Raw genomic sequence first — 22,471 nt, forward strand, 5'->3', positions numbered from 1 at the left:
CCTGTTGAGTAACCTGCTGCTATGAAAGCTAGCTATGATTGGCTTGAAACCTACGTCAAGCCCAACCTCTCGGCGCAGGAGCTGGCCGAACGGTTCACCGCCGCCGGACTTGCCGTAGATAGCGCCACGCCACTGGGCGATGACTTTATTTTTGACTTTGACCTGACGACGAACCGCCCAGATGCCCTGTGCCACTTTGGGTTGGCGCGCGAGGCGGCCGTGTTGACCGGCGCCAAGCTATCGTTTCCCGACATTCACTTCGCCGAGCAGCCAGCGACCGGCCGGCTGACGACCCAGGTTGAAATCCTGGCACCACACCTGTGCCACCGCTACGCGGCGCGGCTGATTGACGGCGTGCGTGTCGGACCATCACCGGACTGGCTGGTGCGTCGCCTGACTGCCGTTGGGCAGCGCAGCATCAACAACATTGTGGATGTCACGAACTTTGTTTTGCTGGAGTTGGGGCATCCGCTTCATGCCTTTGATTTTGAACGCTTGATTGAGCAGCGCATCGTTGTCCGCTGCGCCCAGCCTGGGGAGACACTGGTGACGCTCGACGGCATGACACGCGAGTTGTCGCCCGACATGCTGGTGATCTGCGACGCCAAGCGCCCGGTGGCCGTGGCCGGGATCATGGGTGGCGCGGAAACCGAAATTTCCGCCACGACAACGCAGGTGTTGCTCGAAAGCGCCTGGTTTACCCCGGCGTCGGTTCGCCGTACGGCACGAAAACTTGGATTGCACACCGAAGCGTCACGCCGCTTCGAGCGGGGGGCTGACTATGAAAACGTGCGCCGCGCGATTGACCGCTGCGCCCAACTGATTGCGGAAGTAGCCGGCGGCGACGTAGTCGGAGGCCCAGTTGACATCGCTGCCACGCCTCGGACGCCAACCACAGTTCGCCTCCGGCACGCGCGCATCGCTGAACTAACGGGCCTTGACGTTGCGCCGTCCAGAGCCGCCGATATTCTGACCGGGTTGGGGTTTGAGCTGGTCATGGATGACGAGGGCGAAACCGAGTGGATTGTCCCGAGTTTTCGGGTGGATGTGTCCATCGAAGAAGACCTAGTGGAAGAAGTCGTGCGCCATGTAGGCTACGCCGACATCCCGACAACGCTTCCGGGATGGCATGGCGCGGGGGAGTATCTACCTGGCGCTGAACAGCGCCGGGCAGTACGTCAAACCCTGCTGGCGCATGGGTTTCACGAAGCCATTTCATTGAGTTGGTGCGCCGGTAACACGCGCGCCCTAGCTGGATTGCCGCCAGGGGTAAACATTGCCAATCCGCTTGACCAAAATGAGAATGAACTTCGCACCTCACTGCTGCCAGGGCTTCTCACCGCAGTTGCGCGCAATTTCCGATTCGGCACGGAGGATGTCCGACTCTTTGAGATTGGCAAAGTGTTTCATCTCGTGGACGGCAAGCTTGTCGAAACTGAACGCCTTGCCCTGGCACTCACCGGCCGCCTGTTGCCTAACGACTGGCGCGGGCAGCCGACGATGGAAAATTTTCACACGCTCAAGGGGGTCGTCGAGTCGCTTTGCGAGGCGGCGCGCTGCCCACAGATTGTCATCACAGCGCCGCCAAAGGATGAATTGGATGAGCACATCCTGACCAGCTTTTTGCCGGGACAAGTCGGCATCCTGCAAATTGCTGGCCACGCCGCAAGCCACCCGCTGGGTCAGCTTGGGCGCATCAGCCAGGCGCTGGCCGCGCACTTTGACTTCAAGCAACCAGTCTATGTCGCCGAGCTTGAGCTAACTGAACTGATTACTGGCCAACGCACCCTCACCGCCTATCGCCCACTGCCACGCTACCCACGGGTTGAGCGGGATATTTCGGCACTGTTCGACGCAGCCCTGCCATTTGCCGCCATCGAGTCCTTCATTCGTGGTCTGGCGATTCCAGAACTCGAGCAGATTCGGCTGCGAGATGTCTTTACCGGAGCGCAGATTCCACCCGGACAGCGCGCCGTTACGCTCAACTTGTGGTATCGTGCGCCTGATCGCACACTCACAGATGACGAGGTGACTGAACGTCATCACCAGGTTGTGGAGGCACTCCGCGCCCAACTGGCAGCGACGATTCGCTAACCTGCCAAGTGCTGTTACCTAACCGATCGAGCTGGAGCATAAACCGAACTAGAAACATCCAACAAAACGTGATCGAGCCAGAGGGAAAGCCGTGACAACGCTCAACGGAATGGAGAAGTTCAATCATCTGGAGGACAAGCTTTACCGCATTGTCGAGTACGCCAAACTGTTACGCCAAGAGAAGGAGTCACTCGAACGCGAAGTGACCACCCTCAAACGAGAAGCGGCTTCACGCGCCGAGGAAAACGAGCGCCTCAACCAGCGGTTGCACCAGATGCTCAACGAACGCGATGCAATCAAAAACAAGGTCGAGGCCATGCTCGATGCCATCGCCCTTGTCGAACCGGAACTGTCTGAGGCGGCGCGGCGTGGGTGAACCCAACGGCATAGCTCGCCACGCTCCCGCCGGCACGGCTTGTCCGACACCATGCGCACGGGAAGCACGTCAGGGGGCGGCTTACGACAAAGGCTGACCAGGGAATCTTTGCGCCGGTTCAGTCGAGTTCCGGCACAAGCGCAGAGGCAATCCGATGGCAAACCCACGTGAAGCTGGCACGCAAACGGTCGAAGTCCGTATTTACGGCCAGGTTTATAACATTCGCGGCGACGGCAACAGCGCCTATATTTCGGAGCTAGCCGCCTATGTTGACCGCAAGATGCGGGAAGTGATGAGCAGCACCCACACGGTGGATAGTCTGCGCGTTGCGATCCTCTCTGCACTCAACATCGCGGATGAACTTTTCCAAGCCAATCGGCGGATCGAGCAGCTTGACGCGATGGTTGGCGAGCGTAGTAGCGACTACGCCAACCTCATTGACTCGGTGCTGCGTAAAGAGAAAAGCCCCACCCGGGAAACTAGCTCTCAGTGATGCCACAATGCACTTTGCTCCACACATCGGCGGCGAACCCTCGCCACAGGGAAGACCTATGACGCCCGAACAGTTTGACACCATCAATCGCCTATTTCAGTTGACCTACCAGATAGGCGACCGACTGGGCGCGGAATCAAGCGATCCAGCACAGCTTTGGCTGACCGACCACCCTGACTTGGGAAGTTGCCAGGCGCTGTTTCCGGCTGAGTACACCCTGGAAACACTCGATGATGAGCGATGGCAGGAATACTTGGCTGATGCTCCGGCGCTGACCGACCTGACGCGCGAACTTGGCGCTTGCGCGCTGCACCGTGGTCTTTACCGCCAGGATGAAGTCTCGTGGTGGATTGTCGCCTTTTGGGAAGCGCGTGCGCGCCTTGGCATGAATGTCTTGTTTCGCGCGCACCGCGTCGAGACATAACCTGCTCACCGCCGCCACTGAAGTGCGGTGGAGGCGCGCAGCGACAGTCTTGGTTTTTTTGGAACCGAGCACGGACAGGCCTGTCGTGCCACGCTGCCCAACACCGACTTGTTACACAGGCAGGAATGCCTGCGCTACGCTCTATACCTACTTGTTACACAGGCAGGAATGCCTGTGCTACGCTCTATCCACAAGCTAGCTGATGGATTCCTCGCTGCCAAAACCCAGATAGTCGGTCACGCTCATGCCAATCCGCTTGGCAAATAGCTGCCCCATCGAGTGAATCTCACCCAGTGACTCATCGAGCAACACCCGCTCGACACGCCACATGGGAAAAAAACTGTGCGTCAAACCAATGTTGCTTTCCCCATTGCTGATGGCGCTCAACCAGTCATCAAAGGCATTGATGTCAAGCCCTCTGAGGTGAACGCCAGAAGGATCAAGGCTCGTCAGAATCCCCCACAGTTTTTCGCGCGGACTATGTAACCCAAGGACAACACAAGCGCCTGGTCGGATCATATGAGCCTCCTAAAGATTCGGCCGCACTAGCCGTTCAACCACAAAGCATCATTCGGAATCCAGCACCTTGCTCGTTTCAAAGAGAATTTCGCTCCGTAGAATCCGAACTGTCGCGTTGCCAGAGGTGGGGTTGAGGTCATCGGCCGGCGCGTTCGCTTCGGCTGCCGCCAAGTCTGGCAACTCAGCCGGCGGGGGATCAAGCTCAAAACGCACCAAGGCCGTCCCCAGCCGGATGATGTCACCATCTTCAAGCTTGATCCCGGTCGCGTCGCTGGCTGGGGTCTCGATGGACTGGCCAGCCCGCTCAACAGCAGTCCCGTTGGCGCTGCCCGTGTCAAACAGGTAAAAGTCACCATTGTCGAACACTATCGAGGCATGCTGCCGGGAAACACTTTTGTTGGGGGTGTTGGCCTGGTCCTGGCGCGCGTAAACAAAGTCGTTGCGCCGCAGCACTTCCCCTGACTTCAGGTCAAGAACCGTCCGCAGTCGCCCAAGGAACGTCGTCCGCTTGGTGATGATGAACGGCGAACGATACACCTCGCCATTCAGGGCAGTTAGGCGGGCTAGCCGTGGAATTTGCGGCTTGAAACCCTTGACATCCACGATGCGGCCGGATTGTTCGTCCACCGTCACGGAAAAGCCTTCAGTCGGCTCAGCCAGCGAAGACCATTCAAAGCTGACGGAGCAGTGCGATGGGACGCCAGCCCCCTCCAGGGTTGGACGAATCTCGATGGCCAGCGGTTCAAGCAAGCGGAAGCCAGAACCCGCAATGTAGTCATACACCATCTTCGTAAAAACGATGGAGTTGAACAAAACCTCCAGCTCCTCCAGCTTGGCCGGACGCATACTGGGAACCGAAAACACCATGCGATGGGGAACAAACGTCTGATTCCCAACCCAGATAAAACGCTTGAGCGATAGTTGATCCAAAATTTGACGCACCAGAAGATTTGGCTTGACATCATCTGGCGTCAGGATTGGATTTGACCGAATAGCCTCGGTCAAGAAGCGTTCAAGCTCAAGCAAGCTTCGGCGTGTGTCGTTATTCATTGGGGGCACCACCCATCACGAAACTCCTACCGGGCGCGACGCTCGGCTGGGGCAATGTTGACAAAAACTAAACCGAAGAGCTTAGAAGGCATGGAATTTCTATCTCGTACGCCGATACCGACGAGTTCGGGTACTGCCGATAGACCGTCTGTGACTCAACGTGCAGGCAGCTCAGGCAGTCTTCCTCGGTACAGCCGGTATCCAACCCAATCGCGCTGCCAAATACATAGATCTCGCCCGGATTGCGAACGCCTTCCGTCGGAAGTAAGCGTGCTGGGGTATGGCCAAAAAAGCACGGCTTTTTGTCATAGAGCGTGAAAAAGTTCAGGTCGCGTGTCCACATGAGGACCTCTGGCTCACACTCAGCCGGATGTTTCCCAGCGGCGATACCCGCGTGAACGTAAAGCGCTCTATCGTCTTCGTAGAAAAACGGCAAGCTCCGCAAAAATTCGACATGCGTATCTGGAATGCCAATGGATAACGAAGCAGTGCTTTCGTCTATGTCAAAGCCATACTGCTGGAGTGTTTGAATCCCGCCATTTTCTGGAATCAGCCACAAGGGGTCGCCGTAATCCAGCAAGTCCAGTAGCATCTGCTCGTGATTACCCCGCAGGCAGACGACACCTGGGTTGCGCCGACAGAGTTGCAAAACGTATTCAACAACTTGCGGCGAATCATCACCTCGGTCAATGAGATCACCCACGAAGATGACACGGTCGCGGCGCTCATCGTAGTCAACAGCGTGGAGTATCTCCTGTAGCTGCCGCGCGCGGCCATGAATATCTCCAAACACATAGGTATTTCCCATATCAAAACCCTACCCAAACCAAGGTGGAAATCAATGCGCAAGCTCCTTGCCTGGCTTGAAACGAATGGTTTTTCCAGGTGGAATGTCAGCCGCCTCGCCGGTGCGCGGATTACGCCCAATCCCGCGCTTGCGCGGCTTGACCACAAACACGCCAAATCCGCGCAGTTCAATCCGTTCGCCCCGCTCAAGCGCCTGCTTGAGGCCATCAAACAAGGCATCCACGGCGACTTCTGCCTTAGACTTGGCAATTCCCGTTGCTCCAGCAACCCGATTAACAATGTCTAGCTTGATCACGGCTGAGATACACCCAAGGTTATCGTGAAGTTGCCTATCTCCGTGGCTGGAAATAAGCCCCTGCTCACTAGAAACAAGTCTGACCGACCAGTACAGCGCAGATAAGGCAACGTAAGTGCCATGCCAAAACCTGTCAAGCTGGAAGTGACTCATCCAGCGGCTCAGTTTCCGGTGGTTCAGCTTCCGTCAACTGTCCCCAACTCAAACGCTCCCGCAAGAAAAGCAGCAGCCCGAGCAGTGTCAACGGAAGATACCAAATAATGTGTGAAACAAACGAAAACGCCAGGGCTGCTTCTTTCTCAACCCCAAACGCGCCTAGACTATGCGTGCAAAACCACTGATAGGTACCGACGTATCCAGGCGCTGACGGTAGCATCGCGCCTAGGTTGACGTAACACATCACGTAGAGAATCTGCGTGATGCCGACTTCTAAGTTACAGGCCAGCGCGACAAACCAGGTCATGTAGAGACTGGCCAGCCAGATGAAGAAAGAATCCACCCAAACCCACGCCAGCGTGCGCAGCGAGCCACCACAGCTTACGCCACGTAGAAACCGATTCGTGATGTCCGCCAGGCGTGGAGCGTACTTGGCAAGGCCAACCAGGGTCAGCGCGCGCTCGACAAGGCGCACGACGGTGGGGCGTAACACAATCGCCGCGACGAGTCCGGTCGCGCACCCAAAACCCAACCAGGCCACGCCAGTCGCAATGACCTTACTTTCCGGCGGCAGCTTCAAGGTCAAAAGCGTGAAGGAAATGAGCAAAAGCAGCATCAGCACGTCCGCTAGCCGCTCCGTGACAATCGTGCCCAGGGCGAAGCTCTTGGTGGTGCGGGTTTTCCGTCCAACCAGATAAGCCCGCGCAACTTCCCCGATGCGCGCCGGGAGGATGTTGTTTGCCATGTAGCCAACCGTCATGACCGAAAAACAATCGCCAAACCGGATGGACTCATCTGGTGGACGGCCAACATCGAGCAGTCGCTTCCAGCGCACGGTGCGCCAAGCGAAACCCGCCCACATCAGCAAAAACGCAACGGCTAAGTACGGCCACTGGACGGCACGCAGCGCCAACCCAGTCTTCTTCCAATCAATGCCGTAGAAGGCAAGTCCGGCAAACACGATACTGAGCAGAATGCCAAGCCAGATCGTAATGATCTTAATTTTGCCCTTCATAAATCAACTTGCCCACCACCTGAAGCCCTCTGATGCCCGACAAAACGACGGTCCTTGCCACCCCTCGGCAGACAAACCAAGACAGCTCACCCGTAAGCGCCGGACGTTTCAGTCCGCCCTGGTTCGCCAGCCGACGACATCACCGGTCGTAATATCCACGGCGCGTCCGAACCACAACGCCGGGGCGACGAGCGACCACCTTGACGCGACGCCACTGGTTGTTATGTTCAGTGCTGGATGGGTAATACGCCAAACCATAGACCGTACGCAATTCGGCAATGACTTTTTGATAGACGCCGGTCAGGTCCTCAACCCGCGACGCCAAGTACAACGTCGCACCGGAGGCATCGGCAACCTGCTGAAGTTGGGTGCGCGCCAATGCATAGACTTCAGCGGTTTCTCCCCAGTGATTCCGGTAGTTTTCCTCTTCCGTGTCTAGGTAAATGGGGTAAACCAAGGTTCCGGATTCCAAAATTGCCTCAACCATCTGGCGGAACGATACTCGCGACGGCGCGGGATAGGCCGCGCTAATGCTGTTGTCCACGCCATCGGTCATCACGACAATGGCATTTCGTTCATCCTGAAATGGCGCCAGTACCTCGGTCAGCGTAAACCACATGGCTTCATAGTAGGCCGTGCCGCCATCCGTAGCGCGCATCTCGGCAATCCGCTGCTTGAGCAAAGTGCGATCATTGGTTGGGCGGCAGAGCACGTGCAGGCTGCGCGTAAACGTCACAATCGCTATCCGATCCTGTGGGCTAGCCGCCTCGACGAAGTGCCAGGCGCTTTTCCGAATGGAGTCAATCTTTTCGCGGGTGCTACCACTCAAGTCGAGCAGTAGGACGAGGTTGAAGGGGGTCGTCGTCGGCTTGAAGTGGGCGATTTCCTGTTTTGTGTCTTCATCAAAAATCGTGAAATCATCGGCGGTCAGGTTGGTCACAGCGCGACCGTCCTGGGTCGTGGCAACAACATTGAGATTCACCAGGCGCGCATTGATGCGAATGGTGTCAGCATCCGTAGCCGGGTCGGTCGCGTCGTCTGATGCCAGCTCAAGCGCGCGCCGGCGCAGCGTTGGGCGGTCGCCTGGTGTTGCGCGAAGGGGATCACGGCGTGGCAGATTGGACAACGCTTCATCCGCGGCCGAGAGACGACCGGCGTCTCTGCGTGGCACGCGAGTTGACGCGCTGGGGTCGCTATCGCCTCCGGGCGAGTAGGAAGGTATCGTTCCTCCAGACGGTCTTGGCGTGGACGTTGTCCCCGGTGGCGGGATGATGCGGACGCCAATCCCGCCTGACATCGTCGTGTCATCGCCAATGCGTTGTTGTCGCCGCCCCAGTCCGCCACTGCCGCCGTAAGTCGTGCTAAGGTCATCTTGGGACTGATGCCCCCCGCCAAAGATTGGCGTCAACGGACGGTCGGCTGGGCGGTCATCGGGTGGTGGAAAGCGGACTGACTGAACCGGCTGCTCATCGGCCGCCGTGGGTGTCACCGGTGATGGCTCGGCAATGGCGAGGCCCGCTCGAAGCGACTTGAGATCAATATGCCCACTTGACGACCGCATGATCAGGGCCCGCCCACCGCGTCCGAGCCGGCCCTTGGTGGTGCGGCGGCTTTTTTCATCATAGCTGGTCAGTGTGAGATGACTGGTCGCCGTACCACTCTCTGAATAGAGTTCAATATCCGCGTCAAACCACCGCGGCACTTCAACGGCAATGTCGCCGGTGTCAGTTTCAGCCGTGGCGCTGGCAACTGGCCCAATCAGTTCAATTGCGCCAGACTGCGCCGATAGACGCACATGCGACTCCGCCGGGATGTAGAGCTTCAGGTTGACACCGCCCATCATCGGGATGCAGCGCACCGACACGCGGGACGGCGAAGCTACGATGCTAATCTCTCGCTCATCCACCGGTCGCCCATCCGGGCGGGTTGCCATCACATGGATGAGGTCCTCGCCCCAGACTTCAACTTTCGTCGTCCCAGACGTGTTTTCGACATGAACCGTCCGGCCCAGACCGGCTTCGAAGCTTCGCTCAAACACTTTGAGCCGTTGGGCTGTCGCACGCTGTGCCAGTGCCGACCCGCCAAAGCAACTGCCCAGGACCGACAGGCAAACGAGCAAGGCCGCGAGCCGCCGCCACCAACATTGATAAGCTGTCATAGGGTCTCCTTTCGGACGTTCTGAAGGAACACCTGACGTAGCTCAAAGTGGCGCTAACCCAAATCCAGCTTGGTTGCCACACTTGGACTCGCTGCCTAACGCAACCAGCCCGGCGGGACGCCAAGCCGCCGGGCCTCTTCTTGTAAAACCGCGTATTGCACGTACAACCCGGTCAGTCGCGCCTGGGCGTCTCGAATACGCTCATTGACCTGTATCAGTTCTTGTTTTTCAGCCGAGATAACTTCTTGCGGCAGCATAATCTGGTTACCGAACACATCGCGGCCGAAAAGATAGGTTCGTCCTTGCTGATCAACCTTACGCTGGAGTGTCCGTGCCTGTTCGTTGAGTGAGCGGATGATTTCCTGTTGGGTATAAATCTCCGTAAAAATCGCCTGCGCCCGCCCACGCCAATAAGCTTCGTCATTGGCGCGCGTCAGGGCTGGCACTGACTCGCCTCGATTTTCGGCCACATTCGATGACGGCGAGCTGGAAGCCGACCGCGAGCGTACGGCCGCGACATCACGCATTCCGCCCCCAAAGTCGGCATTGGTCAGCGTCCGGGTTGGTTTGCGTGCCGGTGGTGGTGCAGCCGCGCGCGGAGTAACGGGCGATGGCGTCACCGCCTGGAGGGAAGTGACCTGATTATCCGCCCCAATCACACGGGGCAGCCCAGCTTTTGCTCGAAACTCGCCGTCACCTTGCCCATTGACTCGCTCGGTTGCGGCAATGTCAATGTTGACCAGTGAAATGGAAACGCGCTTTCCGTCGGATGTCGTAAACACGGCAACATCATTGACGATGCGATACTCCGCCCGCACATCCAGGCGCTTGCCATCCCGAAGCACCAGTATGTAGTCTGCGGCAGAGGCAGTGCCTGACCAGAGCAGCGTTACCAGCCCAATCACAGTCGTGGTCATCCAGCGCGTCATAACGTCCTCCCAGCCCCGCCAAGTTCCCCACGAAAGCCACCATTTTGCGTAACCGAGTACGCATCACAGAATCCATCAAGTGACATCCAAACATAGCACGGCGCTTTGCTCTTCGGCGATATGACGTGCTTAGATATGGTGACTCTCGACTGGATGCCAACCTTATTCCAGTACCCTGCACCATGCCCGTGACGCATTCTGAACTCGCGCTGATTCTCGACTTTGGTTCGCAATACACCCAACTCATCGCTCGCCGCGCACGCGAGTTGGGTATTTATTGTGAGATTGTACCCTGCCACACACCATTGGACGATATTCGCTCGGCGGCGCCCCAAGCGCTTGTGCTATCTGGCGGCCCGGCGTCAGTTTATACGCCGGACGCGCCCCGGTGCGATGCCGGGATTTTTACCCTTGGCATACCAATTCTCGGTATTTGTTACGGACTCCAAACCATGGCAGTTGAGTTCGGCGGAACGGTTGAGCCTTCCACCCGACGCGAGTTTGGATCCGCCCAGCTCCGCCACATTGGGACAAGCCAGCTCTTTGATGGCCTACCGGAAAGTTTCGATGTCTGGATGAGCCACGGCGACCACGTCACGACCCCGCCGCCGGGCTTTACCGTGACGGCGCACACCGCCGATGCGTTGGGCGCGCTCGAAGACCCCAGCCGACGACTCTACGGTTTGCAGTTCCACCCGGAAGTTGTGCATACGCCACTTGGCCGCGACATTCTCCGCAACTTTTTCATCGGCATTGCTGGCATGCGCGCCGACTGGAACATGCAGAGTTTCGTCGAGTCGGCGGTGGCCGACATTCGCGCCCGAATCGGCCCGAACCGTGCCGTGTGCGGACTTTCTGGCGGTGTGGATTCGGCTGTGGCGGCGGCGCTGGTGGCCGAAGCCATCGGCGACCGGCTGACGTGTCTTTTCGTGGATAATGGACTGTTACGGCAAGGCGAGTTTGACGAAGTGCTGACGATGTTACGCGACAAGATGGACTTGAATGTTAGGGGCATCGCCGCCGGTGAACGCTTCTTGACGGCGCTGGCCGGCGTCGAAGACCCCGAAGCCAAACGTAAAGTCATCGGGCGAGTATTTGTTGAGGTCTTTCAGGAAGAAGCCGCCAAACTCGGTCAAGTTGATTTCCTTGTCCAGGGAACGCTTTACCCGGATGTCATCGAATCGGTATCGGTCAAAGGGCCGTCAGCCGTCATCAAAACTCACCATAACGTTGGCGGACTGCCGGAGACCCTCCATTTGAAGTTGATCGAGCCGCTGCGCGAACTCTTCAAGGACGAGGTGCGGGCCATCGGTCGCCACCTCGGACTGCCGCCGGAGCTTTTGAACCGGCATCCATTTCCAGGGCCGGGGTTGGCGGTGCGCATCATTGGAGAAGTGACCCCGGCGCGCGTTGCCTTGCTCCAACGCGCTGACGCCATTGTGACCGAGGAAGTCCGCGCTGCCGGCCTATATGACGACATTTGGCAGGTCTTTGCCGTCCTGCTTCCCGTGCGCAGCGTAGGCGTCATGGGCGACGAGCGCACATACGAACACGTCTGCGCGATTCGCGCCGTGACGAGCGAGGATGGCATGACGGCCGATTGGGTACGGTTGCCCTACGACGTGTTGCACCGCATCAGCCGCCGGATCATTGGCGAAGTGCGCGGCATCAATCGCGTGACCTACGATATTTCCTCGAAGCCCCCGGCAACGATTGAGTGGGAATGATCTGACGTCCGGCACAAGCCGGTAGGGTCTAGCGCCAACTTTTCCTGGCATAGTCACTGGCACGGAAACGATGTCATGCCATGTCGGCTCTCGATACGGTGCACCCTGTTCTGAGGTAGTCATAGTGCCGGAATCTTGTAGGCTGATGACCTAAGACGTAGAGGCTTTGATGAAAGACCTCCGGGCTTGTAAGACTGAACTGCACAAGCTCATGGGGCGCGCAGTTCAGGGAGATGAGGGGATAGCCCGCAAGCAGCCCAAGGTCAGACGAGGAGGCGCTGCCGTCTGAACCTTGCATTAGTGCTGTCATCCAGCTATAGCTGCTTTCATTGACAGCATAATGGAGGCATTGCATCATGGCGGTCTTGACGATTAGGAACGTGCCTGAAGACGTGCACCAGGCACTGCGGGTGCGGGCGGCACAGCATGGCCGCAGTACCGAGGCCGAGGTACGAGAGATCCTTGCCGCGGCAGTCAAGCCGGAAAACCGCGTGCGCGTTGGGGATGCTCTGGCTGCCATCGGTCGGAAGATCGGTTTGACCGAAGAGGATTTCGCCGTCCTTGAGAGTATCCGGGACAAGACGACGGCCGAACCGCCGAGGTTCGAATGATCGTCCTCGATACCAACGTCGTATCCGAGGCGATGAAGCCGGAGCCGAACGCGGCCGTCATGGCCTTTCTGAACGACCAGGCGGCGGAGACCCTGTACATCTCCAGTGTCACAGTGGCCGAGTTGCTGTTCGGCATTCAGGCGCTGCCGCAGGGTAGGCGCAGAAACATGCTGGACGGCGCTCTCAATGACCTGCTGGAGCTGTTCAAGGATCGTGTGCTGCCCTTTGACACGGATGCCGCGCGGCATTACGCCGAGCTGGCGGTTGCGGCCAGAAATGGCGGACGCGGTTTCCCGACACCGGACGGTTACATCGCGGCCATCGCGGCATCGCGTGGCTTCAGCGTGGCATCACGTGATACCGCGCCCTTTGAGGCGGTGGGGGTGGCCGTTATCAATCCTTGGGGCGGTGCATAGGCTCTGATACCTCCGAAGTTACGCAGATTGCCTGCGCTCGGCAGTGGCCATTTACCACTGGGCTGAGCAAGCACAGGCAATGCACGACAGCAAACAAAAGCCTCCACCTTATTGGGATGGCTTAAGCAGCAAAGTCATCGGGCGAGTATTTGTTGAGGTCTTTCAGGAAGAAGCCGCCAAACTCGGTCAAAACGACAGGTAGGTTCCCAAGGCTAAATGAGGCTTCGGGTATTACAACGACTTATCTGGATCGGACCGCATCCATGAGGTGGAGTCCAACGCCTTCCTGATGAGATGCCACGCCCTATTTTCTACCCAGACAAAGCGGCAGCGCCCCTCGCTGCGCCGCGCCCACAACTCGCCGATGCGCCTCTTCTCTTGGCTGTTGTGACTGCTGGCGATGTACGCACCCTTGTACTCGACGGCCAGCAGCGGGCCATCTTTCATTTGCACGATGAAATCAGGATAGAAACGGTCGGTGGCGGTTTGCAGCCAGAACGACGTCGGCTTGCGCTCGACGTTGCGTACCCACCAAGACACGCCCTCGAGATGGTTGGCGATGAACTCGGCGCACTCGAACTCCTCGCCGCTGCTCTTCAAGTTACCAATCACCGGGAAGAAGTGGCGCTTGAGCGGCATCAGTCCGGTGTACGGGTAGTCATAGGCATAGCGCCCCTGCTCCAGCGTGATGCTGTGTTCATCGCGCAGCGCGAACTTCTCCTCGTTGTTAAACAGCCCATCGAACACCCGCTGCTTGGCCAGCACTAGGCCCGCCGCCATCTTGCGCTGCAGCGCCCCACGCAGACGGAACTTGCGGTAGGCCAACTCGTCCAGCGTGAAGCCCCGCGCCTCGATCAAGTGGTTCAGCGCCGCTACGATCCAGGCCACCTTTTGGTCTCGTTCCGAATAAGGAAAGTACAGGTTGCGGTCCAGCCAGTAGATCAAATCGTTGAGCGTCCAGCCCTCTTCCCGGCCAAACAGCGCCAACTGGCTGTCGAGCCGGTCGTACACGTCGCACTCGATTTTTTCCAGTTGCGAGATCGAAAGCGTTGCCCGGCGCATGGCCTCCACGTCGCGGGTAAACTCGCTCTCGGTTAGCTTCGGGTCGAAGTCGGTGATCTCCCAACCGGCATCCAGCAGCGGTGTTTCGTCGAACACATCGAAAAAGCCGCGCCGAGCGTCCTGGGTGTAGCTCAAGAGGGGCACGTGCACTTTGTGACCCTGCTCCGCCAAGCTGGGCACCCGCGCGGGCGGCGCGCTTTGCGCGGCCAGTGCCGTGTCCAGCCATTCGCGCACCTGCTTGGCAACTTCCTCATCCCGGAAGGTCCGCGCCAGTTGCTGAATCTGCTGTGGCGTCGCCCCGCCTTTGACCGTCAGCGTGCCGCTTTCGGGCGACACATCCACCTTGTCGCGCAGCGCCTTGGGTAGCGCGGACAGCTCCGCCTCATCCGGCACCACCACCGCATTCTCCATCTCCGGCAGCGGGATCACCAGATCGTCCTGCGGCGCAAACAGGCCTGGCGTGATGGAGACATCCGCCGCCGGGCAGATGAGGTCCCGGGTCTCCAACCGCTCGAAGCCGCTTTGCACCAGCCCGTCGCGCAGTCCCTGCACCGTGGCCGCCAGCTCCGACGACACCACATAGGCATAGCTGCGGTTGAGCGCCTCTCGCCGTTTGCGCGTGACGCGCGGCATGCGCAGCACCCGTCCCAACACCTGCTCCACCGCCGTAGCCGAAGTGGTGTTGCGGAAGGAAAACAGCACATAGGCATTGGGGCAGTCCCAGCCCTCGCGCAGCTTGTCCACGGTGATGATGAACTGCGGATAGTCTGGATCATCCAGCCGCTTGCCGGTCAGTTCGTCAAAGGCACCTGTGGCAATGGCAATCCGATCGGGCGGGACGTTGAAGTCCTCGATCAGATGCTGCTTGACCCGCTCCGGCGTGAAGGTCTCTTTGTCTGCGGCCTTGCGCTCGGCCTGGATCAGCATCACCACCGGGCGGATGACCTCGCCAGTCTGCTGTTGCTCCAGTTCTGCCTCATTTTCTAGTTGGCGTAAGCGGGCAATCGCTTCGGCCAGCGAAACCCGCCACTCCGGGTGGACGGCTAACTCCAGCGGCAGCTTGAGCATGTCCTCCGCCTGCAACGTGGCGGCAGAGACGCTGCGCAGCACATTGGAGGGTTGGCTGGCGCGTCCGGCGTGGCCGTCAGCTCCAGAATGCAGGCCGGGTTTAGGCGCACCAGCGTGTCCACCGCCAACGGCGTCCCCTGGTTGTGCGCCTCGTCCACGATGACGAAGGGGCGGCGCAGGCGGATCACATCCACCAGCGAGTGCTCGCCTTTCTGCTCAGGCGAAACGCCTTCGAAGTGTGGCATCAGCGCACCGTTTTGGCGATAGACACGCAAGCCCTCGGCCGTGTCGCGCTTGAAGCTCTGCATGGTGGCCACGATGAAGGTGTTGCCTGTGTTGAGCGTGGCCGGTTGCAGATACAGCGCCTCGGCGATGTCCAGCACATGCGCCGCACCGAAGAGAGCGCGCATGTCCTGGTGCAGCAGTTCCCCTTGCGTCCTGAGTGCCCGCAGCGTCTGTTCGCGGATCGGGTCGGAGGGCACCAGCCACAGCACCAGCGCGTGTTCCGTGGCCAGAAATGCCTCGTTCACCCGCCGGATGGCCTGCCCCGCAATGCGCGTCTTGCCGCCGCCGGTAGGCACACGCAAGCAGACATAGGGCACCTGGGGCGCCCCAGGCAGCGGGTGGTACGGCAAGGCATGGCCGAAGTGGGCACAGGTCGATTCTGCAAAGGCGGCGACAGGGTTCCTAAGCTCGCGGCAGCGCTCCAGATACGCGGCAAAAGCGTCGAGCAGGTCTCTTTGAAAGTTCTTCAGTTCGTTCATTTTGGGGAACCACCGGAGGATGGCGCTTCACCGGGATGGACTGCGTCCACCTCGTCAGGCTTGATCAGCTTGACGCGCCCATCTTCGCTTATGACCAAAGCCGTTTGCGTTTGCCGCGCCAGCTCACGCGCGCGCCGCGCAGCGCGCTTAAGGGCCTCAAAAGAGGCAGAAATATCGAAATTTTTCACCTGATCCAAGGACCGTTGGTTCATGATTTTTCACCCCAATCCAGCAACCTCGGCTGCAACCCCGAATTGTCGTACAAAACCTAAAAATCCACGACAGCCGCATAATAGCGCTGCAAGTTCTCCAATCCTGCCTTGAAGCGGCGTCGGATGGTCTCGGGCGCAATGTCATGGCCGCCTTGTTTGACTCGCTGGGCCACGCGCGCCAGGGCTTCTTCAGGTGTGTTGAGCTTTAGAAAGATCAGCTCTACGGTATAGTCTGCCGCCTGCCAGCGCTTGATCCATTTCAGGTATCCACGCCCAGATAGTGTGGTCTCAAAAGCAAAACTTTCACCTGCGGCAAAATGGCGCTCCATTGCCTCTAACATCAAACGCCCTGCCTGCACAGCAGCGCGTTCCGGGGCAAATGGGGCAAGACCGGCGGCAATGAGAGCGGCATTGATGAAGACCGGACAGGCAGCCTCGTTGGGCAGGAACTCGCGCGCGCAGGTCGTCTTCCCGGCGCCATTTGGTCCGGCGATGATGATCACTTTGCGCTGTGTCAGAACCAGGTCTTCACCGCCAGTTCATAGGGCAGTTGGTGGAACGTGATGCGAAGTCGCGCGAGCTTGGCCTTGTCGAAGCGCGCGCGCGCCCCATACACCACGCGCGGGCCGTCAAAGCTGGGCAGCGCCTCGTCCAGCACGGCTAGTGTGCGGCTGTTGAGCACGTTGCCGCCCAGGTCCGATTTGTCTCTGAGGATGCCGTTGTAGAGCAGATAGATGGCGCGGCCCTCGTGCACGCCGAGCAGCAGCGAATCAGCCGGGCCCGTGTAGCCGGTGCCGGTCTCGGCAAACCAGACGAACTCGGCCAGTTGGGCAAAGGTCACGTCCGGGCGGATAGAACCATCCGCCCGGAACAACGGCTCCTCCGACAAGCGGCAAAACTGGAAGCCGCCGCCAAGGCCAGCGACGGCTCGGCCTTTGGCGTTGGTGTAGCCCTCGGCCACGTGCTTCACACGATTGCGCGTGACGTCGCGGGCGATGTTCCCGTCCATCTCGACAAGGATGAAGCGGCGGTGGCCGCCGTCTTCGGCTTTTGCTTGAGCACCCCATGCCCGGTGGTGCCAGAGCCTGCGTAGCTGTCCAGCACCAGCGCCGTGGGATCGTTCATCATTTGAAGAATGCGTTCAATCAGCTCGACGGGCTTGGGCGTGTCGAACAGGTCGGCGGTGTTGAACACGTCGCGCAGGAATGCCTTGGCCTGCCGCATCGTCGGCAGGTCGGCCCAGATGCTTGGGTAAGGGCGCTTGGGGTCTTCTGGCGCGTACTCGCGCGTGTAGGGCTCCCATTGCGCTCAAACCCAACCCAAGCCATTCTGATGCCGCGTACTCGCGCGTGTAGGGCTCCCATACCGTCTGCCCCGGGCGTTCGCGCTGCTTCCAGATCAGGGTGCCGGCTGCCTTGTGGCGATCAATTCCGGCTCGACCCATTGCCCAGACAGCCTCCTCTCCGTTGTCATGGGTTGGGTGGACCTCGCTGCCATCGGGCGCGGTCAGAGGGAAGTACATCGTCGGGCGATCTCGCCGCAGACTGTTTCGCCCATTCTTCTTGAGCAGTCGGTCGCGGTAGCGGCGCCCTTCCTCATCGACCCGACCGTAGGCCTCGACAATGCCCGGCGCGGACATCTGCGCGAGCTTCAGGCGATCCTTGCTGCGGGCGTAGGCCAGCACGTATTCATGGTCTGGCGTAAGCGGGACTTTGTTGTCGTTCGGGCTATCGACCTTACGCCAAATGAAGCCAGTGATGAAGTTGCGAGCACCAAAGACTTCGTCCATCAGAGTCCGAAGGTTGCCGACCTCGTTGTCATCAATGGACACGAAGATCGCGCCGTCGTCGCGTAGGAACTGCTTCAGCAGCACGAGCCGCGGATACATCATGCACAGCCAGCGGTCGTGCCTATCCAGTGTCTCGCCTTCCTTGCCCACCACCTCGCCCAGCCACTTGCGGATCTCCGGGCTGTTGACGTTGTCGTTGTAAACCCAGCCCTCGTTGCCGGTGTTGTAGGGCGGATCGATGTAGATGCACTTCACCTGTCCCGCATAGCGGGGCAGCAGGGACTTGAGCGCATGCAGGTTGTCACCCTGCACGATGAGGTTGCCGCTCCCACTGTCGCCACCGGACAGCCCGGGCACCGGCTCCAGCAGGCGGAAGGGGACTTCCTTGTGATGCTTGACGACGGCTTCCTTGCCTATCCAGTTCAGTGTAGGCATGGCGCCTCGTGACCTTCAGTTCTGGCGGGCGTTGTTGCCGGCCGCGCTTTGTTCTTCATCGGCGTCCCCGGCGCGCACCCAGTCGTCCACCTCGGACAGCTTGAATTGCCGCAGCCGCCCGACGCGGTGCGCCGGCAGCCCGCGGTGTTCCCGTCAGCGATGGACGGTGTCCTCGGCCACGCCTCGCAATTCACAACTATCAGTAAATACGCGATAGCTAGGAGATTGCGCAAGGTGTTGCTGGCCCACAAGCAAGCTTCTTGGGAATGGTCCAAGGTCTGGTATCAGTTGATACTTAGCAGCGCGAGAACAAAGCCCGCGCAGAAACCAGCTCTTTTGTTTCAGCAACCGTTGCGCGCCGGCGCATTGGGCATTACGCTCCTCGCTTCCGAGTGATGTAGTCACCAGTCGGCCGAACAGTCACTGCCTTCCTGTTTCTGTGCCACTGCTGTTTCACAGGGGTAATCAACCAAACTATGTGTTACTGACCCTAACGTCATACCTGGAAGTTTCGAGAAGGCATCCGTGACGGCATGTTCCCAGGGCTTTAGTGGTTCGGCATCATAGTCTTTCGTTAAATAGGGCCTTGGGTGGTTGAGTGGAATCGCTATCGGGCGAAATAACAGTTATGTTCGTTGATTCGCACTGTCACGTAGATTTTCCCAGTTACGCCGAAGACCGGGCGGAAGTGCTCAACCGCGCGCGCGCGGCCGGCGTCGAAATGATGCTTGAAATTTGTGGTGGCGACATCGGGCGTGGGTCGCTGGACATCGGCATGGGAATCGTTGACCGGGAACCCGACGTGTACGGCGCGGTTGGCGTACACCCACACGACGCTGCCGATTATGGACCACCGCTGGAAGCCAAGCTGCTCGACCTGATGACGCACCCAAAGGTCATCGCCTGGGGTGAGATTGGACTGGATTACTACTACGACCGCTCGCCACGTCCGATGCAGCGCCAGGTGTTCACGCGGCAGATGACACTCGCCCGCGAACGCAACCTGCCGATCATTCTTCACATCCGTGACGCCGATGACGATATGGTCGCCATGCTGCGTGACTACTGGGTCGGCGTCGAGCGGCCGGGCATTTTTCACTGCTTCAGCGGTTCTTGGAAGCTGATGGAAGCCGGCGTCGCGCTGGGCTTCCACATCTCGTTTTCGGGCAACGTGACCTTCAAGAAAAACCACGAACTCCGTGCCATTGCCCGCGCCGTTCCGCGTGACCGTCTGCTCATTGAAACCGATTGCCCGTTTTTGTCGCCAGAACCCTTTCGGGGCAAACGCAACGAACCGGTGCGCGTCATCGAAGTCGCCCGGCAGTTGGCGCAGCTTCACGAAATGGACCTTGCCGACCTCGGCCGCCTGACAACGGCAAACTTTTACCGCCTCTTTCGCTTTGAAACACCTGTCTCGCCGGTGGCGACCAGTGGGACGGCATGAGCCGCCTCATCCAAGTGGTTTTTGACCTCCTCGTGGTTGGGCTGCTGTTTTCGGGGTTACGCTTCGGCGGACACCTGATCGGGACAGCCCTGCGTCTGCCTACCGACCGGACAGCACTGGACGACCTGGCCCTGGGTGGCATTGGCGCGGCATGGCTGGCCTTTGCCGCGCAAACGTTTGGCGGCTACGGTCGGCCGCTGGCGTTTCTTTGGCTTGGACTGGGCTTGCTCGGACTTTGTGACCGGACGTGGTGGGCGGCCTGTGTTCAGTCCTGGCGCAGTCGGCAACCTGTTGGATGGGTGGCGCGCGCTGCCCAGGGCGTTGTGTTGCTGAGCCTCGGCAGCGCTTTGATAGCGGCGCTGGCCCCACCGGTTGCCAAGGATGCGCTCGTCTATCACTTGGCAGTTCAAAAGACCTATCTGGCGGCCGGGCGGTTCGTTGAGCTGCCACACAACATTTTTGCCTACTTTCCACAGTTGGTTGAGGTTCTCTACGCCGTTGGACTGAGCGTGGGGAGTGACCGGACGGCCGCGCTCATCCACACCGGCTTTGGCGGCCTGCTGTGCGCCACCACCTACCGACTCGCCGGCCAGTGTGGACTCTCCACGCCGAGCCGGTGGCTGGCCACGGCGACGCTGGCGGCCACGCCCATGGTCTGGCTTGAAGCCGGGTGGCCCTACGTAGATTTGGCGCTGGCTTTCTATATCGGACAGACCATGGGCTGGCTGCTCAACTGGCAGGCAACCGAACGCGCCAGCGCGCTGGTTTTGGCTGGCATCTTCTGTGGCGGCGCGGCCAGCATCAAATATCTCGCCTTGCCACTGGCCTTGGCGCTGACGCCGGTTTTGCTCGGATTGATGGCGGCACAATCGGTCGCGCCCTCGCTCTGGCGCGCGCTCCGCGTTCTGACGCTGTTTTTTGGCTTGCTGCTGGTGGCGGCCGCGCCGTGGTACGTCCGCAACCTCTGGCTGGTTCACAACCCGGTTTTTCCGATGCTCTACACGCTGTTTCCAACCCAAAGCACCGGGTGGGACGCCGACCGCGCCCGCCTGCATCTCGTATTTCTCCAGGGCTATGGCAGCGTGACGAAAGACTGGCTGGATTACGCCACGCTTCCCTGGCGCGTGTGTTGGTTGGCGCGCGCCGACGACATCCGGCGCTATGACGGTGAAATCGGCATCGTGTACTTGGTCGTCGTTCTGGCCCTTCCCTTTTGGCGACGCATGAACTTGCCGGTGCGCAGCCTGACGGGGTTCACGGTGTTCTTTTTTTGCCTGTGGGCGCTGTCGTCGCAACAGGTCCGCTTTTTGCTGCCGGTTCTCGCGCCAGCCGCGACGGTGAGCGCCTGGTTCGCGGTGGACTGGCTGGGTCCGGACGGACGGCTGCGCCAGACCGGGATACTGTGCCTTGGGCTGTTGATCGGGCTGAATACGCTGCGGACGGCGGAACTCGCCGTTCAGGGTCAGTCGGTCGCCACGGGGCTAGGGCGGCTGTCGGCAGAACATTATCTTCGGTGGTATCTGCCGGAATACGCCAGCTTTCGCTTTCTGGCGGAGCACACCCCACCCCAGGCGCGGGTCTGGCTGGTCAACACCGGCGCACGAACGTACTACCTCGAACGTCCGTTCGTCACCGACTATGCTTTTGAGGATTACACGTTGGCGCGGATGGTTCGCGCCGCCCGCGCGCCGGATGAACTCGCGCGCCAGGTTGCGCAACTCGATGTGGATTGGCTACTCATCGCGCCGGACATCGTGTTCGACCCGCGCACAACCCCCTTTGAAAACGACACCGAACGAGCGCGCTTTGCCGATTACCTTCGGCAGCATGCCACGCTCGTTCGGCAGGATGGGCGCTTGGCTCTGTTTCAGTTGCGCCATTCGGTGGCTTGGTCAGGCCGCCCGCGCTCCGGTGAGTAGTTCTTGCATCCGGGCGCGTGCCTTGTGCAGTTGCGACTTGGACGTTCCGGCGCTGATACCGAGCAAGCCACCGATTTCCTCATGCTCATAACCCTTGAGGTCGTGCAGGATAAAGACCGTTCGGTAACCGCGTGGCAACTTTTTCACGGCGGAGAGCAGCGCCAGCTTATCCACCAGTGGCGTCTGCGACTGGCGAATCATGACCGGTGTCACATCTTCGGGCATCTCGCCTTCTTCGGTGACACTCTCAACGCGATTCGATTTTTTGCGGAAGTGCATGAGCACCTGATTGACGGCAATGCGGTGAAGCCAAGTCGTGAATGCAGCCTCGCCCCGGAAGCTGTCGAGTTTGCGGAGAACTTGCATGAACACCTCATGCGCAAGGTCTTCGGCGTCATTTGGGTTGCCGGTCATCCGCAGACAGATGGCGTACACGCGCCGATAGTGCTGGCGGTAGAGCGCCTCAAAGGTTTCGGACGAAGCCACAACCGCCGGTTCGGCTTCCGTAGCCGGTGGCAACGTCTCCGGCAGAGCATCTTCAGAATCGAACCCTTCATCCAATCCGGGAATGCCCGGTTCGAGACCGAACTCGTGGGTTAGATGTGGAATTTCATCCAGGCTTGATGAAGTCAGAACGGTAGCGGGTGAAGGGGTAAAAGCGACTGAGAATAAAGTGTCTTCAGTAGTCAACTGGCACATGGTGGAACG

The 22,471-nt window shown here is 59.5% G+C and carries 24 protein-coding genes; 10 read left to right on the forward strand and 14 right to left on the reverse strand.

What is annotated here, in order from left to right; genetic code table 11:
- Positions 1 to 21 precede the first annotated feature (21 nt).
- The 4 genes from pheT (at position 22) to J8C06_RS08785 (ending at position 3,387) form a co-directional block, all read left to right on the forward strand.
- On the forward strand, positions 22 to 2,094 hold the full coding sequence (pheT, locus tag J8C06_RS08770; RefSeq protein ID WP_211428331.1) for a phenylalanine--tRNA ligase subunit beta: 2,073 nt from the start codon (positions 22 to 24) through the stop codon (positions 2,092 to 2,094).
- Between the two features lie 91 nt (positions 2,095 to 2,185).
- Positions 2,186 to 2,470 (forward strand): hypothetical protein, encoded by a 285-nt coding sequence (locus J8C06_RS08775; protein ID WP_211428332.1) that lies wholly within the window; start codon positions 2,186 to 2,188, stop codon positions 2,468 to 2,470.
- 154 nt (positions 2,471 to 2,624) lie between these two features.
- A complete protein-coding gene (locus tag J8C06_RS08780) occupies positions 2,625 to 2,963 on the forward strand; it encodes a cell division protein ZapA (RefSeq protein ID WP_211428333.1) in 339 nt (112 codons plus the stop codon).
- 58 nt (positions 2,964 to 3,021) lie between these two features.
- Positions 3,022 to 3,387 (forward strand): hypothetical protein, encoded by a 366-nt coding sequence (locus J8C06_RS08785; protein WP_211428334.1) that lies wholly within the window; start codon positions 3,022 to 3,024, stop codon positions 3,385 to 3,387.
- 195 nt (positions 3,388 to 3,582) lie between these two features.
- On the opposite strand, the gene J8C06_RS08790 is transcribed toward J8C06_RS08785, so the two are convergent.
- The 7 genes from J8C06_RS08790 to J8C06_RS08820 form a co-directional block, all read right to left on the reverse strand.
- On the reverse strand, positions 3,583 to 3,906 hold the full coding sequence (locus J8C06_RS08790; protein ID WP_211428335.1) for a hypothetical protein: 324 nt from the start codon (positions 3,904 to 3,906) through the stop codon (positions 3,583 to 3,585).
- A gap of 48 nt (positions 3,907 to 3,954) precedes the next feature.
- Positions 3,955 to 4,956, reverse strand: a complete 1,002-nt coding sequence (locus J8C06_RS08795) for an FHA domain-containing protein (protein WP_211428336.1) — start codon at positions 4,954 to 4,956, stop codon at positions 3,955 to 3,957.
- 67 nt (positions 4,957 to 5,023) lie between these two features.
- Positions 5,024 to 5,764, reverse strand: a complete 741-nt coding sequence (locus J8C06_RS08800) for a metallophosphoesterase family protein (RefSeq protein WP_211428337.1) — start codon at positions 5,762 to 5,764, stop codon at positions 5,024 to 5,026.
- 30 nt (positions 5,765 to 5,794) lie between these two features.
- Entirely contained in the window at positions 5,795 to 6,058 is a 264-nt protein-coding gene (locus J8C06_RS08805) for an HU family DNA-binding protein (protein WP_211428338.1), read from the reverse strand.
- A 133-nt stretch (positions 6,059 to 6,191) separates the two neighbouring features.
- Complete coding sequence (locus J8C06_RS08810; RefSeq protein ID WP_211428339.1) at positions 6,192 to 7,229, reverse strand: lysylphosphatidylglycerol synthase transmembrane domain-containing protein; 1,038 nt, start codon at positions 7,227 to 7,229, stop codon at positions 6,192 to 6,194.
- 139 nt (positions 7,230 to 7,368) lie between these two features.
- A complete protein-coding gene (locus J8C06_RS08815; RefSeq protein ID WP_211428340.1) occupies positions 7,369 to 9,387 on the reverse strand; it encodes a VWA domain-containing protein in 2,019 nt (672 codons plus the stop codon).
- Positions 9,388 to 9,482: 95 nt separating this feature from the next.
- Positions 9,483 to 10,316 carry a hypothetical protein gene (locus J8C06_RS08820; protein ID WP_211428341.1) on the reverse strand — a complete coding sequence of 278 codons (834 nt, stop codon included), beginning with the start codon at positions 10,314 to 10,316 and terminating at the stop codon, positions 9,483 to 9,485.
- Positions 10,317 to 10,498: 182 nt separating this feature from the next.
- On the opposite strand from J8C06_RS08820, the gene guaA reads away from it, so the two are divergent.
- The 3 genes from guaA to J8C06_RS08835 all read left to right on the forward strand — a co-directional run bounded on the left by guaA (position 10,499) and on the right by J8C06_RS08835 (position 13,070).
- Positions 10,499 to 12,043 carry a glutamine-hydrolyzing GMP synthase gene (guaA, locus tag J8C06_RS08825; RefSeq protein WP_211428342.1) on the forward strand — a complete coding sequence of 515 codons (1,545 nt, stop codon included), beginning with the start codon at positions 10,499 to 10,501 and terminating at the stop codon, positions 12,041 to 12,043.
- Positions 12,044 to 12,399: 356 nt separating this feature from the next.
- The gene (locus J8C06_RS08830) at positions 12,400 to 12,654 is read left to right on the forward strand and encodes a FitA-like ribbon-helix-helix domain-containing protein (RefSeq protein ID WP_211428343.1); all 255 of its coding nucleotides are present in this window, start codon (positions 12,400 to 12,402) and stop codon (positions 12,652 to 12,654) included.
- Positions 12,651 to 13,070, forward strand: a complete 420-nt coding sequence (locus J8C06_RS08835) for a type II toxin-antitoxin system VapC family toxin (RefSeq protein ID WP_211428344.1) — start codon at positions 12,651 to 12,653, stop codon at positions 13,068 to 13,070. The genes J8C06_RS08830 and J8C06_RS08835 overlap by 4 nt, the downstream gene beginning before the upstream one ends.
- A 231-nt stretch (positions 13,071 to 13,301) precedes the next feature.
- Here J8C06_RS08835 and J8C06_RS08840 read toward each other — a convergent pair whose 3' ends face one another.
- From J8C06_RS08840 to J8C06_RS15515, 6 genes are all read right to left on the reverse strand, one after another.
- The gene (locus J8C06_RS08840) at positions 13,302 to 15,200 is read right to left on the reverse strand and encodes a restriction endonuclease subunit R (RefSeq protein ID WP_246602015.1); all 1,899 of its coding nucleotides are present in this window, start codon (positions 15,198 to 15,200) and stop codon (positions 13,302 to 13,304) included.
- The gene (locus tag J8C06_RS15190) at positions 15,176 to 15,964 is read right to left on the reverse strand and encodes a DEAD/DEAH box helicase family protein (protein WP_246602016.1); all 789 of its coding nucleotides are present in this window, start codon (positions 15,962 to 15,964) and stop codon (positions 15,176 to 15,178) included. The genes J8C06_RS08840 and J8C06_RS15190 overlap by 25 nt, the downstream gene beginning before the upstream one ends.
- Positions 15,965 to 16,232: 268 nt before the next feature.
- Positions 16,233 to 16,679 carry a zeta toxin family protein gene (locus J8C06_RS08845; RefSeq protein ID WP_246602017.1) on the reverse strand — a complete coding sequence of 149 codons (447 nt, stop codon included), beginning with the start codon at positions 16,677 to 16,679 and terminating at the stop codon, positions 16,233 to 16,235.
- A gap of 11 nt (positions 16,680 to 16,690) precedes the next feature.
- The gene (locus J8C06_RS15505) at positions 16,691 to 17,185 is read right to left on the reverse strand and encodes a hypothetical protein (RefSeq protein WP_246602018.1); all 495 of its coding nucleotides are present in this window, start codon (positions 17,183 to 17,185) and stop codon (positions 16,691 to 16,693) included.
- Positions 17,143 to 17,400, reverse strand: a complete 258-nt coding sequence (locus J8C06_RS15510) for a DNA methyltransferase (protein ID WP_246602019.1) — start codon at positions 17,398 to 17,400, stop codon at positions 17,143 to 17,145. Before J8C06_RS15510 ends, J8C06_RS15505 begins: the two co-directional genes overlap by 43 nt.
- Complete coding sequence (locus J8C06_RS15515) at positions 17,318 to 18,400, reverse strand: site-specific DNA-methyltransferase (RefSeq protein ID WP_211428345.1); 1,083 nt, start codon at positions 18,398 to 18,400, stop codon at positions 17,318 to 17,320. Before J8C06_RS15515 ends, J8C06_RS15510 begins: the two co-directional genes overlap by 83 nt.
- A gap of 48 nt (positions 18,401 to 18,448) precedes the next feature.
- Here J8C06_RS15515 and J8C06_RS15520 point away from each other — a divergent pair, with 48 nt between their 5' ends.
- From J8C06_RS15520 to J8C06_RS08870, 3 genes are all read left to right on the forward strand, one after another.
- Positions 18,449 to 18,796 carry a hypothetical protein gene (locus J8C06_RS15520; protein WP_211428346.1) on the forward strand — a complete coding sequence of 116 codons (348 nt, stop codon included), beginning with the start codon at positions 18,449 to 18,451 and terminating at the stop codon, positions 18,794 to 18,796.
- A gap of 232 nt (positions 18,797 to 19,028) precedes the next feature.
- Positions 19,029 to 19,844 carry a TatD family hydrolase gene (locus J8C06_RS08865; protein ID WP_211428347.1) on the forward strand — a complete coding sequence of 272 codons (816 nt, stop codon included), beginning with the start codon at positions 19,029 to 19,031 and terminating at the stop codon, positions 19,842 to 19,844.
- Entirely contained in the window at positions 19,841 to 21,763 is a 1,923-nt protein-coding gene (locus J8C06_RS08870; RefSeq protein WP_211428348.1) for a hypothetical protein, read from the forward strand. The genes J8C06_RS08865 and J8C06_RS08870 overlap by 4 nt, the downstream gene beginning before the upstream one ends.
- On the opposite strand, the gene J8C06_RS08875 is transcribed toward J8C06_RS08870, so the two are convergent.
- Positions 21,737 to 22,462: an RNA polymerase sigma factor gene (locus J8C06_RS08875; protein WP_211428349.1), complete on the reverse strand. Its 726-nt coding sequence runs from the start codon at positions 22,460 to 22,462 to the stop codon at positions 21,737 to 21,739. The two genes, J8C06_RS08870 and J8C06_RS08875, sit on opposite strands and share 27 nt — an antisense overlap.
- Between the last annotated feature and the right edge of the window lie 9 nt (positions 22,463 to 22,471).

This window comes from Chloracidobacterium validum, from assembly GCF_018304825.1.
In the GTDB taxonomy this organism is placed as follows: Bacteria; Acidobacteriota; Blastocatellia; order Chloracidobacteriales; family Chloracidobacteriaceae; genus Chloracidobacterium; species Chloracidobacterium validum.